The organism is Geodermatophilus bullaregiensis, assembly GCF_016907675.1.
In the GTDB taxonomy this organism is placed as follows: Bacteria; Actinomycetota; Actinomycetes; order Mycobacteriales; family Geodermatophilaceae; genus Geodermatophilus; species Geodermatophilus bullaregiensis.
Window position 1 is genome coordinate 47,269 of sequence record NZ_JAFBCJ010000001.1, and the last position, 17,286, is coordinate 64,554.

Here is a 17,286-nt window from a genome sequence, read left to right on the forward strand (position 1 = left end):
GCCAGTCCGTAAGGCGAGCGACGCCCGTCATGCCTTGACGTGCGGGGAGCCGCCGGCTTGAGCGCGACCGGTCGGTTGGTCTACAGGGGCGTCTCGGCGATTAGGGTCAGCCCCGTCTGGAGTCGCTCCTCGTCCAGGCACTTGAGGTGAGCCACGTCGTTCCGTGCGTCGCGCAGCCACGTCACCAGGGCCATCTGCGGGCGTTTGTCCATGCCGGCTCGCTTGCGCATGTAGTACCAGAGGTCCGCGATTTCGATCAGGTCACCACGGGCCTCCTGGCGCAGACGTTGTGCATGCCCCTGACGGTCGAGCCAAGCCAGCACGCGTTCCCGCTGTTGATCTAGCAGCGGGAGCAGCGTCGCGGCTTGGGCACGCCAGAGCGCTCGCTGGAGTTGGTCCGGGTCGTGCTTGGCGACGGCGCTGGCGTGCCAGGTGACGCCCTCGCCGTCCCAGCGGTCGCAGGCACCTGAGGCCCACGCCTCCATGAGCTCCGTGCCCGGTCGATCGTCAGGCGCCGTCCGCACTGCAGGCGCGGCCGCCAGCAGCTCGGGCTTGGAGCCCGAGTAGTCCAACAGGACGCCGCAGAGGGACTGAGGGCAGCCGTCCCATGCATCGAGAAGGTGCAGCGCCAAGGTCAGGTCGAAGCGCGCGACCTCCAGGATGGCCGTCTGGCGGGTTGCGTCGGAGCGACGTGGGCTATTGGCGGTGCGCAGCAATAGCGCCGTGTCTAGGCGGCTGAGGCGACCCCACCAGTGAAGGACGGTCAGGCCGGGAATCTCCGCTGCGTCTCGCGCGTGCCGGCCGGAAGCGACGGTAACGACCTGCACAGGCATCGATCCCGCAGGGGCGTTGTGCGCCAAAGCTGCTGCGGCAGCCATGACCAGATTGAGCTCGGCCATCTGCTCCGAGCTCAGCGATGTCGCGTCGATCACGAGCAGATGCTCCGCGAGATCAGCTGTGACGAAGTCCTGGACACTGGGGACGTGGTCGGGCAGGGGATGGCCTGCCGCCTTCAGACACTCGGCGACTACGCAGTCGGTGTCGTCGCGTGTCAGCCGGACCTCGACGAGGCGCCGTGGTGACGGCCGCGTCACCAACTCGGAGAAGAGGTCGGGAGGGCCTCCGTAGTCGGGAATCGCTACGACGACTGGCTGCCGCCAGCCGGCTTCTCTCAGCGCGCGGTCCACATCCTTGAGGAAATCGCGAGGACCGGGTAACGCCCAGTAGCCGGTGATGGGGGAGTTGGTCATCGGCTGCGGTTCCTGAGGGCCGCGGCGAGGAACGGCTCGAGCTCGAACCGCTGATCCTCGCGCGCCGTCGTGAGCTGCAGCGCGGCGAGGGCCTCGCGGGTGTCCTCACTGGCCGCGTCGCCCACGAGGTCCGACAAGAGCTCCCAGGTGACCGGCTCGCCGATCTCGAGGAGGGCCCGGACCACCTCCTGAACGCTCGATGGGCCCCCGAGCGCATCCTCGGGAAAGCGTCCTGCCGCGAGGATCTCGTCCCGTGCTCCCGAGGCGGCAACCGCCCAGGGGATCCTCGGTGCCTTCCGTAGGACGCGGTTGAGCACCGCAGGCCAGCCGCCTGTGGCGTTCAGGAGGACCGTGCAGGATGCGCGGTCGAGGTCGAGACGTTCCTCGCCGACCCACGCCTCGAGTGCCCCTCGATCGAGACGCCGGAGCCCCAACCGAGTGGTGCGCTCAAGGCCCGGCCGCGACGGAGCGAAGTCTGCCCAGAGGGCAAGCTGCCCAGGGCCGAGCACCATGATCGCGCGCCGCATCGCGGTCCGGGACGACATCTTGTCGACCACCGCCTGCGTCTCCTGCGCGACCTTGGCTGCCTCCTCCAGGCTCAGGCCTCGGCAGTCTGCTGCGAGGACGACGCGGTCCTCCGCGGCCGCCAGACGTGCCGCCAGCTCGTCCGGGGGGACGTCCGCGGCGAATGTGATTTCGGACCGGCGAGCTCCGATCTTGGCGGCGACGGCCGCCGCCACCTGCTCGATGCCCAGGGCTGTGCTCCCGCCGACGAGGGTAAGACCGGGGGCGTCGACCTCTACGAGGGCGGCCAGTTCCTCCTCGCTCAGCGGGCTGCGGCCACCGTCGGGGAGTGGACGCCGATACAAAGACGCCTGGAAGCCAGGGGACGGTTGGTGCCCTTCGAAGTCGAGTAGTTCGGCCTCGATGTGAGGTCGACTGCCGAGAAGACGGACGACATTGGGGTTTCGTATGCGCAGGCGCCCCTCGACTTGGATGACGACGCCCAGACCCAGCATCTCCTCGACCAGCCCGGCGAAGAGGGCCGGCCGCATCGACGAGAAGCCCTCGGGCCACCAGTACGCGCAGGCGTCCCGGAGCTCGCCTTCCTCGTAGTCGGCGTTCATCCCCTGCTGCAGGTTGCGCAGAGCCAGTACGAAGGCGATGCAGCGATAACGGTCGTCGAGATTGATGGTGAGCATGAAGCGCCGGCGCATCTGCTCGCCCAGGTCGGCGTCCTTGTAGACCCGCTCGACGTCCGACCGCTCGATCACCGTCGGTATGACACCGCCGCGCCGAGGTGTGGAGAGGAGGTCGCGCAGCAGTGCCTGGCCGAACACCTGGACCATTCCGGCCTGGTAATTCGTCTCCGAGAGCAGGTGCCACGTGGCGGCGTCACTCAAGGTGTATCCGAGGGCCGAGAGCGGTACTCCCAGCAGTTCTACTGCGTCGGCAGGATCTAGCGGACCGACGTTGACCGGCTGCTGGGCGAAGTGAGCAAGGGGAACGTTCCTTTGCCGCTCGAACCGTTGCACCTGGTGGAGCCCGGCGAGCACAACCTTGAAGCGTCTGTCCGTGACGTTCATCAAGCCCCGCAGGCGCTCGACGATGGGAAAGTCCTTGCGAGCGTCGGCGTCGAGGAGGTCGTCGCACTCGTCGAGGAGGACCAGCAGTGTCCTGCCTTCGACAGCCTGCAGCCAGTTGCGAATGTGCGAGACGGCCGCTTCGCCACGGGCGGTCTTGCTGGAACGTTCGGTAACGACGCCGACGCGCTGCAGCTCCTCGAGCAGGTCGAGCCAGAACTCGTCAGGATCCCGCCACAGCCCGAGTCCGAGACTCCGGACGTCCATGTAGACCGCGCGCCGATCCCGATCGCGTGCGCCCTCTACTTCGCGGGCAGCAGCGCGCAGGAGCGCGCTCTTGCCCACCTGGCGGCCGCCGTAGACGAAGCTGCTGCCGCGCGGGTCGAGGACTGCTTCCAGCTCTCGGCGGCGTCCCCGGAAGAGTTCGGGCGGCACGTTGCCGGCCACGTCGGGCGTGAACGCCGACACGCGCGCGAAGGGCAGTACCAGGTGCTCCAGGAGCGCGAACGTCGGCGCAGGATAAAAGGCCATCGTCAGGACGACTGCCTCGTCGACGACGAGTATTCGACGCGATGATGCGCCCTCGTCTCGCGCCGCGACAGCCAGAGCGTGACGCTGATTGCGGGTGAGCACTCCCCGGTAGAGGACGAGGTGGGGAGAGGCCTTGCGATCGCTGAGGGCGAGACTGACGAGCCGATCTGCCGACATCTCGCCCCAGACGACGTGGACTCGATAGCGGCCCGCGGCGCCGGATCCCAGCTCGTGCATGACCACCGGCAGGACGGGGCGAGCCTCGAGGACGTCGACCGCCAGGTCGGTTCCCTGGGGGCGAGCACCGGGATCGCTCCTCGGCGTGGGGCCCTGCAGTGCCAGGAGCGCCAGGACGGCGCGCAGTCGCCCGTCGAAGTCGCCCGCCCGCTTGTCGCGGAAGAGGGCACGCCAGGCGTCGAGGGCCTCCGCGTGGCCGCGGCGCATGGCCGCTTCGGCCGGCCCCGGGCCGAAGGGCTCCAAGGACCTTCCCTCGGTGAGAGCAGCGATCGCCCGATCGAAGGTGTCCGCCCTAGTGGCAGCTTCGATACCGCTCGACCAAAGCTCGCGCTGCAGTCGCTGATACCCCTCCATGGGCCCGGCGCTGCGCAAGACGCGACCGCGCGACGCGTCCAGGCGCTCGTGGGCGGCTGCGAGGGCGCCGTGTGCCAGTAGGTCGAGTACCGCTCGCTCGTTGTCCTCGTCGAGTTCCGCGGAGCCGAGCTCGTTGAGCAGGTCGGCCGTGACGTGCTCACGAGCGCGGTCCAGCACGACCTCGCTCTCGTCGAGCCGGGTCGAGGCCTTCAGCAGGTCGTCGTCGACGGGGTGCTCGGCGTCGAGGAGCAGCCCGCGGAGGACGACGGCCTGCCCTTCCTCGATGGCTCCGGGATACGCCTCCAACTCGGCGAACGTCGACCGGAGGCGGTGGAGCCGGCGACCGATTGCCGCATGGGCAGCGCGGAGGTCGAGCTCTCTCCGTTCAGCCAGCCGGGTCAGCAGCTCGGGGCTCTCGTCGTGCAGCGCATCGAGCAGTCGGCGGCTTCCGGCGTGGTCCATACGAGCGGCGAAGCCCTCGTACGCGGTCAAGGCTGTCCTGTACGGCGCCGCCAGCAGGCCGGGGACCGCCGCCTCGGGCACCGCGGACCAGGAGGTCCGGTCGAGGGACACCTCGAAGACGTACGGGAGCCATTCGTCGAGCACCTGCTCCGGCGAGCGCTCCTCCGCCCCGGGTACTCCTTCGTCGAGACGCCGGACGAGTAGCTCCGTGCCCAGGACGACTGCGCGGTGCGCGACAGTCTCCTCGGTGCCTGCGTTACCGACGGAGTCTTCGCCCCGGAACTCCTCCAACACCGACGTAGCTGACCGGCGAATCTCGACGGCGATGCTGTCGGGACGTCGCTGCGAGTCACTGCTTCTGAGAGCGGCGACCGCACGACACCAGACGTCGACGACGGCCAGCGCCTCCCGGGCGAGCTCGATGAGCTTGAGTCGGGGATCAGCCACGATCCTCGTGGTGGCTTGCGGACCTCGGAGGCGGCCGTCGGTCTCGTCGATCGCCCGCTCCAGCGTCCGGTCGTCCTGAAGGGCGAGGGCCGCCCGACGGACACCGTCCATCTGGGCTCGCTGATCGTCGCGGACGGCGACGAGCAGCTTCCCGAGCAGGCCGCCCTCGGCCATCCAGTCCTGGTACACCCGCGTCGCCCGGTGGAATTTCAGGGTCCGGGCAGGGGCGGTGTCCAGCTGTGCCTCGGCAGCCGATCGGGCATCCATCACCTGCCCATCTGCATCCGCTGCATCCGCGGCACCGGGGTGGACAGCGGGGGCAAGCCCCAGGACGAGGCCCTTACGGGCGGCCGCCACGACTGCAGTCGACAACTCCCGGAGGGAGGACTCCTTGGGTAGCTGCGGCCCGAGGAGTTCAAGCACGTCCGCTGCGCCGGCAAAGGGTGCGATCGGAGCGGCAAGACACAAACCGGCCGCCAGGGCTTTAGCAGCGGATCCAGTGGGCAGATCGACCCAGGCCTGGGTGCGGGTCCACAACGCCGCCGACAGCGGCCCTGCATCGCTTCGCAGGGCAGCGGCCAGAGCAAGTACTTCCAGTGATGCACCCCAGGCCGCCTCGTGGCCGCGCGCGGCCCATGCGGCGGCACCCATGTGGCCGTCTCCGATCAGGCGATGCAGGCCCGCCCAGATCGCGGCGGTGGATGGCGGAGCTTCCGTATCACGGACGCTCGAACCCTGTGTCGAAGGCGATTCCGACACCGGATACGTGGATGTCGGTGGGAGGTGGTGGTCGCGCCATGCGGCGTCGCCGTCTGACTGGGACTGCCCCTGGTCCTCCGTGCGCGATTGGGTCCCTTCGGATGCCGAGCACTGGTGTCCTCGGGCTGCTGTCGAAGAAGGGGGGGAAGCGGTGTCCCGGTCGGCAGCACCGACGTCGAGTGCGGCCGGTTCGGCGACTTGAAGCGACGGGGACGGGAGCGCGTCGATCTCCTGCTGGCCTACCGGATCGCCGGTCGTATCGACGAGCTCAGCCGGCGGTGTTGCCTCCACCATCGGCTCGACCGTCTGCTCCATCGATCTGCCTTCGTCGCCGTCGCGAGTTGGGGCATCGATCGCTGAGGTCGTGGTCTCCACGGCATCGGACGTCGACGGCCACCCTTCCGGTGGCGCCTCGTCCGCAGACCGCGGCATGGCCTCCAGCCGGAGCTTGCCGGCGAGAGCCAGGCCCAAAACCAGTGGTGAGGTCAGGTCGGACAGCGCCTCGTAGGAGCCGGCGTCGAGGGTGCGCTCACCGCGGAGGTGCTCGACCAACATCTGTAGAACGGGCGCGGCCTCCAGCCACGCAAGCAGTTGCTCCTCGTCCTCTGGCGGCGTAGCCGCGCGCCGCAACCCCTCGACTGCTTCGCTGTACTCGGCTGGCCCCTCCACCGAACGCAACGGACGAGCGGCAGCGGCGACACGGTCGCGACGGGACACCAACGCGGCGCGCCGCCTGTCCGCCTCGAGTTGCCGCTCGCGCGCTTCTGCCGCCTCGGTTGCCGACCGGACCGCCTCGCCGAACGATGGCGTTAGGGGCTCCACCAGTTGCACGTCCAGCTGCGAGGCCGCGAGCAAGCCGGCTGCTTCGGTCACCGCCTGGCGAGCCCTCGTCGCGGCGGCGCCCAATGAGTCCACGAGCTGCTCAGGCACGAGCGCGTCGCTGTGCACGCTCTCCAGGATCTGCCGCGCATCGTCGCCGACCGCCAGCTGCGCTTCAGCGAGCGCATCGGCGAGAGCTTGCAGCGTGCGGACCACCTCTTGGGGTTCGAGCACGATCCGCTCCCGTGGCTGCGGAGCCGGCTCCGCCTGCTCCTCGCCGTCAGGGTCGCGAGGCACCGTGGCCGCGGACTCACCGGCTAGCGCTGTCAGAAATGCCCGCGCGGAGGCGGCAGCAGGCTCGTCGAGGTCTTCGGTCACTAAGAGGCACAGCCGAGCCAACGCCGGTGTGCACCGGGACGCCCACTCGTCCCAGATACGACGGAAATCCAGCACATCCGGGTCGTCCACGGAGTCGCCCAACAGCTCGACGGCGACTTGATGTGCCGGCTCACTCAAGACCCGGGCAACCTTGTGCTTACCCGTGTCGCCTAGCGCAGCAGCCTTGAACTGGAGCAGCCCGATCTCCTTGGCACGCCCGGAGACCGTCGTCTTCAGGATGCTCCCGAGCGCCCGACGACCATCCTGGCCGAGATGATGGAGTGCCTGCTTCCAGTCCTCCTGGGACAAGGCCGTGACGGCTTGTCCAAGCTCACAACCAGCTGTCACCAACTCGTCCTTTCCCCCGCAGTCAGCGGAGCGTCGCACATGCCGTCCGGAAAACGGAGTACCGAGACGACCGTGCCTCGCCGGCGGACGCAGTCAGCCGCGAAGCAGACGAGGAAGGGACAACGAGCGCTCAGAGCGCTCGCGAAGGGTGGCTGGCATCCACTCGACGGTCCTTCCGCTCGACAGCGCCAGGGCCTTCGGTCAGGCGTGGTCGAAAGAGCCAGCCGTCGTGACCCATGCCGCCAAGGTTGCGCTTGGGACCAGGTCGATGGAGCCCAGCGCCGTCATGGTGCGAGTCCCGAGCGGCACCACGCCGTCGGGACCGACGACGGCAACTGCGGCCAGCCGGTTGACCTCGGCCAGTTCGGCCAGATAGGTCATCCCTTGGTGGTAACCGTCTCTGACGACGTACGACAGGTCATCCGTGTACTTGCACTCGATCGCGAGCGCCGCCTGGCCGGGCAACACGACGGCCAGGTCTGCGCCCACGGGTTGCGAGGCTGACGGCAGAGGACGCGTCAGGCGGCGGTAGGGACTGGACCAGCCGTAGTAGCTCCAGAGGCCCGCGGCTTCGAACCATATGTCCCACGTTCTTCCCCACCGGTCCACGGCCTTGTGGGTTGGTCCGCTACCCAATCCCAGGGGGCGAAGGCTCGTCACCACGCCGCCTGCCGAGCGCAGCGCGAGCAACACGACCCCGAGACACCCGAGATGGAACAGGCGTCCCCGAACGCCCGGATCCGGCAGGAGCATGCGCCGAGCCAGCTGTTCGAGATTGCGGTCTTCCTCTCGCAGGACCGCAGCGAGTCGCGCGAGAGCGTTCCACGGGGTTCCGGCTCGACTGGCGGCTGCCACTGTGCCCCGATCTGGACGGGCGTCCACTTCCGAGGGCAGGTGCGCCCGCGCGTCCAACAGTGCGCGGACCTGACGTACCACGAGTGCATCCAAGTGGGGAGCAACAGTGCATGCGTCGACGCGAACTTGCTCCAACCGGTCGGCCGTCCAGCAAAGCACCTCGGCGAGGTTTCGGTCGGGGACCCTGCGGCGTTCACGACCCACGAAGCCACTGGTGGGTGGCCACCCGGCCAGGCGAGTGCGCGGCCAGTCGGTGCGACCCGAGGGCACAGCGGTGACGCTCCTCGCGGTCAGGACCTCTGCGGGGAGAGCATCGAGCCACGCAGCCGGCGCGGTCGGCAGGCGTCGCATGAGAGGGATGCACTCTTCGAACAGGTGCCGCCGAGCGCGGCGGCGAACGTCGTCCGGGCTCCATTCGTCAGGGCCGGGTGCAGCCGCGACTGCGGAGTACAGCTGGCCTTTGCCCGTGTAGCTGCTCAACACCTCCAATAGTCCATGCCAGGGCAGAGGCGCCCCAGCGTGTAATCCGCCTTCCGCGCCGGTCGAGATGGTGCTCAACGCAGAGCGGTCAGTTGAGAGCGGACCCAGTCCCACTGTGCGCCCAGTACGTCCTCGTCAGCGAGGCGGAGGCCGAGAGCGTCGAGCTGCTCTTCTTCGAGACGCGCCAACCAGGTTCCGACTGCTGTCACATAGCCCTCGGCTAGCAGTTCGGGCACCTCGTGGTACTCCGACTCGTCACCCGCCAGATAACTGGGGATCTCCAGGAATGCGGCGGGCCCGAGGACCGCCCCCTCGACCTCGCGGTGGGCGGCGTAGATCGCCGTGAGGATGTCAGCGATCTTGACCCGCAGAGCATCGGGCAACACCGAGAGGCGACCGGCAAGGGCCACGCCGAATCCGTCCGTGTCTGGCGCCCCGACCGGCACATGCGCGAAGCGGCGTCCCAGCGCGAGGCCGAACTTGAACACGCGATGGGCGTCGAGAGCGTTGTAGGTGCCCAGCATTCTCCACTCGCTTCCGGCGAGATACTGCACCGGCTCGGGGCTGGGAATGTCTGACCGGAGGTTCTCCGCCCCCGAGACAGCACAGTGCGCTGCCTCGGCCCAGCCCAAGGTGATCGGGCCGGCATCGGGCTCCCCACTGGTCCGACCCACCTGCACTGGCTGGCCGGACAACCATGTCAGCAGCGGACCGAAGACGCGGTCGAGATCGGCGCGGTTGGCCTCGTCCAAGACCAGCCACCTGTCCTCGGCGACGGCACGCAACACCGCCCCGGGGACGAAGCGGAGTCGACCGCGGTCGTCGATCGTCTCGCCGCCCACCAGTTCGCGCGCTGTCCAGGACTCGTCCGGGGTGACCAGCGTCGCCTCGTGCCCCGTCGCCATGCCCACTACCGAGGGGTCGGCTACGACATCGGCGAGGAGTTCGCTCACCAGTTGACTCTTCCCCGTCCCCGGGGGGCCCACCAACATCACCGCGGGCCGGCCGGCGACCGCTCGCCGCAGCATTCGCCGAGTGCGCGGATCGAGCGTCAGACGTGTGACCGGGACGGAGCCGGGAAGCGTGGGAGGGAGGACGCTGGGACCCGTCGTTAGGTCCTCGACGTGGCCCTCGACCTCGACCGGCTCGGTTCCCAAGCTGGTGCGAAGCGCTTCCAGGCCATCTGCTGTGGCGCGTCGTTGCTGGACTGCCCACGAGGCGTCCCAGGTCCCCCCTGACCCGCGGCAGACGAGAAGAACGGAGGGGGAGAGGCCGGCCCTGACCCGGGCAATCGCTGCCCGTTGAGTGGCCGGCACCTCGGCGGATTCGGGCACCACACCGACGAAGACCTGCGCCGACCGGGCTCGTTGGGACTGGTTGGCGCGCACGCTGAAGTTGCCGGCCTTGCTGATCGTGGCCGCCACGACATCGTCGGCGCTCAGTCCCATCAAACTCGCCAGGAAAGTCTCGAGACGCGCGAACTTCGTCGTGCTAGGCGCCGCCAGGTCGACGCTGCCGATCAGCTCGTCGAGCGTGGACTGTGCGTTGGGCAGCTCGTGCTGCGGTGCCGTCACGGCTGGATCGTCTCCGTTGGTCTCGATGTCGTTCGGCTCGGCGCGGGAGGCCTCTGGTCGTTGCGCGCGCTGCGACCGGCTATCGCTGGTCTTCGCCGGGACCACGGGAGGCCGGCGGCGGAGGCGACCGACGCGCTCGACTCGATCAGACCCTCTGTTCGCTGGACGTCGAGCTGCCTGTCCCTCCATCCGCCGGAGATTTAACTGCACGTGGCCGCCGGAGCCGCTGAAGACGCCGCCCGGGCCTCGCCCGGTGCCTCCGATGTCGCTCGTCGTGCCGGCAACCCGATCGCCCCCGGGACAGCGCCCGCATCATGCGGTGGGCATCAGCTCGACACGGTGACCAGGCGCGGTGTTTTGGGCCCCTGGTGTCAATTCGTACCTCGGACTGCCGATTCTGTCGGGGAGGGGACTTATGGTCCTCCTCCGTATCGGTGTCCTGAGCGGGGGTGCATGTTGGACGCTGGGAACAGCCCGCAGCACGCCCGTGCCGCCGAGCAGCTACGCGCGGAGATCGTTCGGCTTGCGGCCGAGCTGGGGCGGATGCCGACCTCGGCGGAGCTGCGCCACCTGTTGCGTGTCCAGTCGATGGACGCCGAGACATTGGTGGAGACTCTTGCCGCTGCGACCGGCTCTTCCCGGCCAGCGGAGAGCCGGGCCGGGGTAGGAACTGGGGCCGGCGGACGTGCACGGCCCGTTCAGCCCGCGCTGCCTCCTCGCGCACAGAGGTCGACGCCATCGTCGACCTCGCCTACCAATTCGCCCACGTCCTTCACCCCGGCCGTCCTGGACGCGCCGCATCTCGGTGGCGCAGCCGCCGGGAGCAGTGCACCGGAGGCCAAGAGCGACTCGGACGTTTGGGACGACGGTGGCGATCCCTTCGCGATCCCGCCGGAGCCGACCCGGGCTACCCGGTCCGACGACGATCCCTTGATCGCCCAGGCTGTCGAGGACCTCCATGACGACTGGCTGCGCATGGGTGGACAACTCGACGAGCGGACGGTTCAGCAGCTCGTCGTCCGTCGCCAACTGACTGGCGCCCAGGCGAGCGAGGTGCTCCTGCAGCTCGACGAGCTGGGCGTGGAGGTCAGTTCCAGCAAGGGCCGGCATGCCGACGAGGCCGCCGCAGCTGGAGAGGCCACGGAGACCGGTGTCAGTGCGCTGAAGGTCTACCTGCGGGAGATCGGTCGGCACCGCCTGCTCTTCGCACACGAGGAAGTGCAGCTCGGAAACGCTATCCGCGCCGGGCAGGAGGCACGGTCGCGCCTCGCTGCCGCTGACGTCACGCGTCGGGAACTGCCGCACCTTCGTCGTCTGGTGGCCGCAGGAGAGAGAGCCCACGAGGACCTCGTCCGGGCCAACCTGCGGTTGGTGGTCTCCGTCGCGAAGCACAGACGTTATTCGTCGGCGGGCGTCGAGCTGGAGGACCGCATTCAGGACGGCAACGTGGGTGTGATGCGTGCCGCCGAGAAGTTCGACCCCAGCATGGGCAACAAGTTCTCCACGTATGCCACATGGTGGATCAGGCAGTCCATCGAGCGAGGGATCGCAGACCGTGGAGGACTCGTCCGCCTGCCGGTGCACGCCCATGAGAAGCTCGTCCGCCTTCGCCGTGTCCTACGCGATCTGCGCGTCGAGTTCGGGCGTGTGCCAGAGCCGGCGGACCTGGCCAGGGAGCTCGACTGCACTGTCGAACTGGCGAAGGATCTTTTGTTCTGGAACCAGGGGCTCGTGAGCCTGGATCAGCCGGTAGGAGACGAGGACATCACGCTGGGCGACCTGCTCGCGGACGAGGCTGACCAGGACGGACGTGGGGATCCCCAGGAGCGTTTGGTCGCTGTGGCCCTGAAGAAGGATGTGGCGGCGCTACTCGCCGCCGGTCTGTCCGACCGGTCGCGGTGGATCATCACCGAGCGCTTCGGTCTGGACACCGGAGACGACGGGCGGACATTGGACGAGATCGGGGCCGGCCTGGGGGTCACCCGAGAGCGGGTCCGCCAGATCCAGGGCAAGGCCCTCACGAGGCTGCGAGGGCATCCGAGGTGTCTGGCTCTGTACGAGTACTTGATCGATCACTCACGGACGACACCCGTCCCCAAGCTGGTCTCGGAGGACGAGGCCGAGGCCGGGGAAGGGGTAAAGCGCAAGCGAGCCCGTCGAGACGGACGGCCCGACAGCCGGAGCCTGGCGAAGTGGAGAACGGTTGATGGCAACACCTGAGGACCAGCCGCTGGACGTTGCGGCCGGTCGCTTCCTCGACTGGCTCGATCAGGCCGTCACGGCAGCCGGCCGCGGCGACGGTCTGGAACGTCTCGACGTCGATCCGGGGGCCACCTTCTGGCTGGGGCGACTCGCCAGCGAGGAGGAGGTCCAGAACAGCGTTCTGGGCGACCGTGGGGAGCGACTCGACCCCTGTGCCATTGGCATGAGGCTTCGGCCTACCGGCGCCGGTCCCTGGAGCATGGACGTCACGGTCCAGATGCGCGCTTGGCTGCGCGATCCTCCGGGCGGAGCCGCCGACCCGCGTGGCCCCTGGGTGCGAAGCGACGAGGTCGCAGTGACTCTGCCTGTCAAGGTCGAGCCGACCGAATCGACCGTCGAAGGCCGTCGGCGGCTCACCCAGGCACTGAGAGACGTCGGAGCCGACGGGTTGTCTGCCGAGGTCAGGGTCGATGTCGAAGAGCGGGACGGCGTGCTGGAGTTGGTCGTCCAGCTGGTGAACACCAGCCCGGAGCAGCATCCGGTCCTCAAGGACACGCACCTGTACGAGACCGTGCTGCAGGTCCGCGGCCTGGACACAACTCCGTTCGAGCTCGAGCAGCTTCCTGACTCCTTCCGCTACGACCGCCGGATCCCGGCCTATGGCATCAACGTCGGTATCGCGTTGCTCGACGAGACCCCGCAGGGCTTCCGCACCACTGACACGGTCACTGTCACCACCTATCGGCCGACGTTCTGGAACAGTTCTCGCCCCGAGCCTGACCTCCGGTTTTCTGTCCTAGCCGAGGACTGCCTTCCGCCGATGCGGGCACTCGTGGCCGCGCTTCGCGAGTACGACGAAGAGCACTGGTCCGATCAGACCCTGGAGACCCGGGCGGGGGTCAGCGGTTGGACGGCCGAGACGATCGCGGAGGCCCGGGAAGCAGCCCACGAGGTCTTGGCCGAGCTCTCTCGCCTGGAAACGGGTCTCCAGTTGCTAGAGCAGGACGCTCAGCTACGTCGGGCCTTCCAGTTGATGAACAACGCCATCGAGCTGAGTGCCAACGGTCGTGGGTACGACAGGTGGCGTCCGTTCCAGATCGGGTTCCTGCTGCAGACCATCGGCTGTCTCATCGACAGCAACCATGACGCAGACGTCGTCGACACGGTCTGGTTCGCCACTGGTGGTGGGAAGACGGAGACCTATCTGGGCCTCCTGGTGACCGCTGCCCTCCACGATCGGATCACCGGCAAGTCGAGTGGCCTGACCGCCTGGTCCCGCTTCCCCCTGCGCCTGCTGTCCCTTCAGCAGACTCAGCGATTCGCCGACGCACTGGCCGGCGCCGAGTTGGTGCGTCGGCGCGCCGGAATCCGCGGTGCCCCGATCAGCCTCGGCTTCCTCGTAGGCAAGGGGGGGACGCCTAACAAGATCGTCCCGCAGGCGACCGACGACGACCCTGATCCCGACAGCCCGGGGATGCCCGACCGATACCAGGTGCTGTTGCACTGCCCCTTCTGTCGGGGGGACTTGAACATGCGGTTCGACCGCAGGTTCTGGCGCCTGGCACATGAGTGCCCGAATGAACGTTGCCCGTGGCCTGAGCGCTCGTTGCCTGTCTATGTCGTGGACCAGGAGGTCTTCCGGTTCTTGCCGACCGTGGTCCTGGGCACGCTGGACAAGGCCGCCAGCCTTGGGCTCCAGGCGGCCATGCGGGGTCTCGTCGGCCCTCCGTTGGGGATCTGCAGCGAGCCGGGGCACGGGTACTGCTACGCGCCGCGCAGCGCCCGCCCCAATGGCTGTCTGGTCCCCGATTGCACCGGGCAGCGACGGGAACTCCCCATGCCGAGGAGCCGATATGCGGCCACCCTCCGGTTGCAGGACGAGCTGCATCTCCTGCGGGACAGCCTGGGTGCGGTCGACAGCCACTACGAGAGCCTGCTCGATCACCTGCAAGGCGACCTGCAGGGTCCGCCGAGCAAGGTGATCGCCTCCAGTGCGACGCTCACCGGCTACCAGCGACAGGTGGAGGTCCTCTACCGGCGTCACGGCAGGGTGTTCCCGCAACCCGGCCCTAGGACCGGCGAGTCGTTCTGGACCCGACCATCCGTTCAGCCCCTCCGGCGTTTCGTCGCCGTGGCCCCGCGTGGTGTCACGCTCGAGCACGTCACCGACCGCACGGTCGATGTGATGCAGAAGTCTGTCCGGCGCCTCGTCACCGAGCCCGCTGAGGTCTGTGCAGAAGCCGGCATCGATCCAGCCCATGCGAGTGCGCTTCTCGGCCTGTACGGCACTGACGTGATCTACGGGTCCACGCTCTACGACGTCGAGGCCGCCGAACGAAGCCTGAGCAGCAACAGCACCGTCGAAGGTCCGCTTAACAGCGTCCAGTTGACCGGACAGACCGATTTCGACGACGTCCGACAGATCCTCGATGAACTGGAGAAGCCCCAGGACGACTTCTTCCAGCGCATCCACGTGGTGGCGGCGAGCAGCATGCTGTCCCACGGCGTCGACGTCAGCCGCCTGAACGTCATGGTGATGCTCGGCCTGCCCCTCGGCACAGCGGAGTTCATCCAGACCTCCGCCCGAGTCGGCCGCCGCTATCCGGGGCTAGTCCACGTGCTGCACAAGATCGGGCGCGAGCGGGACGCTCAGGTGTTCAGGCAGTTCGGCGCGTTCGTCACCCAGGGGGACCGGTTCATCGAGCCGATCCCGATCACACGCCGGAGCCGGCGAGTGCTGCGGCTGACACTGCCGGGCATAGTCGAGGCGCGCCGCCTCGCCCTGCAGGAGCCTCGTGCAGTCAACCAGCGCCTGACCACCGTGCGGGCTCTGCGTGACTTCGTCCGCGACAACGGGATCTCCGCAGCGTCGGAGGCGCAGGTGATCGCGGCGGCGCTCGGGTTCGAGGGGCCCGTCGACGAGCTCCTGCGTGACGAGATCCGCATCTGGTTGGGCGGCTACTTCACCAACATGCAGGATCCGGCTCTCGCTTCGAAGCTGTCGCCGGATGTCCTGCCCGACCGCCCCATGATCTCCCTGCGCGACGTCGAAGCCAGCGCCCCGATCCACGACTGAGAGCCGATCATGACCGACCTGGGTACGCGCTCCGGATCCCAGATCCTCCGCACCTTCCTGCCCCAGCAGACCGCCGACCTCCGCCGGGGCATCTACCGCGTCGTCGAGTGGACCAGCGCCCAGCCGTTGGCAGTCGATCCCGATGTCATTCGCCGCCGTCTCCTCCGAGAGGTCCGGCCGTGGGAGCAGGCCGGCCTCGACAACGGCGTCGCCGCCGACCTCCGCAGTGGCGCGCGGATCGAGGTCGTCGAACTCGACGAGCGTCGCGGCGTCACCGTCGAGCGGTATCCCAACGTCTGGGTCTGTGACACGTGCAAGCGCATCGGCAAGCGTGCCGACCGTGCGTGCAAGTGCGGCGCCCAGCGGTGGGGGCAGTTGCACTTCGTCGGCTTCCACTCTTGTGGGGCAGTTGTCGAGCCCTTCATCCGGCGCTGTCCGGCTCACGACGACGTACGGCTCGTGGCTCCACGCAGCGCCAAGGCGTCCGACATCCGGTTCGTCTGCCCCACGTGTCAGCAGGAAGTCATGCGAGGGCTCGGCTTCAACCGGTCGTGCCCCGGCTGTGGACAGGGCGCCATCTCCTGGAACGTGCACAAGGCCCGCAGCGTCTATGCACCTCGCGGCGCCGTGCTCGTGAATCCGCCGCGCCCCGAGCGCATGCGCGACCTCCTTGCGGCCGGGGGCGCCCGCAAGTCCCTGGAGTGGGTGGTTCAGGGCATGACGGCACGGAGCCCTGAGACGATGCAGGGCCGTCCGACTCGAGACGCCTTCCTCGCGAAGTTGCTCAGGGACGGCTTCGGCGAGGCCTTCGCGCGGCAAGCGGCCGACCTGGCACAGACCGGGGGAGAGCTCGCAGCAGACGACGCACCGGAATCCGTGACCGGCTTGGACGATGCCCAGCGCGCCGAGGCCGAGAACGAGGCCCTCGACATCGCCACGGCCCTGTCCGAGTCACGCATCACCACAGGCGACCTCATCGGTGCCCCGGTCGACAGCGTTCTCGCTCATCGCTACGCCGACGACTATCCGGCAGCTCTCAGGACCGCCGGACTCGTGGATGTCGAACTCGTCGAGCGCTTTCCGGTCCTCAACATCATGTACGGCTACACCCGTGGAGGCGGCGAGGCTGGAGCCACCCACCTCGTGCCCTTCCGCTCTCGCCGGGGGAACGGCTACCGGTTGCACGGTGATCTCGCTGAGACAGAGGCCTACTTCGTCAGGCTCGACCCGGTGAGGGTCGCGATGTGGCTGTTGCAGCGCGGCCACCAACTGCCGGGCTTCGATGCGACCGCAGGTCCCGCAGCCGCCAGAGCCGAGCTTTTGCGAGCTACCCGCATGCCGCTGCCTGGCGACCCTCGTCCTCAGCCGACCGTCGGATCCGACATCTTCGAGCTCGTCCACAGCACGGCTCATCGCTTCCTGCGGCAGACCGCCGTCTTCGCCGGTATCGACCGCGACGCTCTCAGCGAGTACCTAGTCCCGACACACCTCGGCTTCTTCATGTACGCAGCGGCGAAGGGGGATTTCGTCCTGGGCGGACTGCAGGCCGTGTTCGAGACGGACCTCGACGACCTGTTGACTTCCGTGGTGCGAAGCGAGTCGCGCTGCCCTCTGGATCCGGGCTGCAGTCGCGGCGCAGGTGCGTGCAACGCGTGCCTGCACGTCGGCGAGCCTTCCTGCCGAGCGTTCAACATGCACCTGAGCCGCAAGGCGCTGTTCGGTGAGCACGGCTACTTCCACCTGTCTTGAGGGTGAAGCTGCGGCCCCGACGTAGTCCCGTCCCCGGGGGGCTGCCGCCGTTAGACGGCTGGGGACCTCACGGGCTTACGAAGTGCGGTCAGCACGCCTCCACGCTGGCTGTCCGAGAGGTTGCCGTCCGAGTGCTATACGGAGGTCTCGTCACCGGCGGGGGAGGGCAGCTCCGCAGGGCG

At 68.4% G+C, this 17,286-nt stretch carries 7 protein-coding genes; 3 read left to right on the top strand and 4 right to left on the bottom strand.

Annotated elements, in window-relative coordinates:
• Positions 1-80 precede the first annotated feature (80 nt).
• From JOD57_RS00200 to JOD57_RS26570, 4 genes are all read right to left on the bottom strand, one after another.
• Positions 81-1,250, bottom strand: coding sequence for a hypothetical protein (locus JOD57_RS00200; protein WP_204690044.1), 1,170 nt, complete (start codon positions 1,248-1,250; stop codon positions 81-83).
• Positions 1,247-7,129, bottom strand: coding sequence for an AAA family ATPase (locus tag JOD57_RS00205; RefSeq protein ID WP_204690045.1), 5,883 nt, complete (start codon positions 7,127-7,129; stop codon positions 1,247-1,249). The genes JOD57_RS00200 and JOD57_RS00205 overlap by 4 nt, the downstream gene beginning before the upstream one ends.
• Positions 7,130-7,369: 240 nt before the next feature.
• Positions 7,370-7,657, bottom strand: a complete 288-nt coding sequence (locus tag JOD57_RS00210) for a hypothetical protein (RefSeq protein WP_204690046.1) — start codon at positions 7,655-7,657, stop codon at positions 7,370-7,372.
• A gap of 920 nt (positions 7,658-8,577) precedes the next feature.
• Positions 8,578-10,077 (bottom strand): AAA family ATPase, encoded by a 1,500-nt coding sequence (locus tag JOD57_RS26570; protein ID WP_204690047.1) that lies wholly within the window; start codon positions 10,075-10,077, stop codon positions 8,578-8,580.
• A 930-nt stretch (positions 10,078-11,007) separates the two neighbouring features.
• Between JOD57_RS26570 and JOD57_RS00220 the strand changes: the two genes are divergently transcribed.
• From JOD57_RS00220 to JOD57_RS00230, 3 genes are read left to right on the top strand one after another with little or no spacing between them, the layout of a single operon-like run.
• Entirely contained in the window at positions 11,008-12,297 is a 1,290-nt protein-coding gene (locus JOD57_RS00220; protein WP_204690048.1) for a sigma-70 family RNA polymerase sigma factor, read from the top strand.
• Positions 12,284-15,355: a helicase-related protein gene (locus JOD57_RS00225; protein WP_204690049.1), complete on the top strand. Its 3,072-nt coding sequence runs from the start codon at positions 12,284-12,286 to the stop codon at positions 15,353-15,355. The genes JOD57_RS00220 and JOD57_RS00225 overlap by 14 nt, the downstream gene beginning before the upstream one ends.
• A 9-nt stretch (positions 15,356-15,364) precedes the next feature.
• Positions 15,365-17,104, top strand: a complete 1,740-nt coding sequence (locus JOD57_RS00230; protein WP_204690050.1) for a DUF8724 domain-containing protein — start codon at positions 15,365-15,367, stop codon at positions 17,102-17,104.
• Positions 17,105-17,286 lie beyond the last annotated feature (182 nt).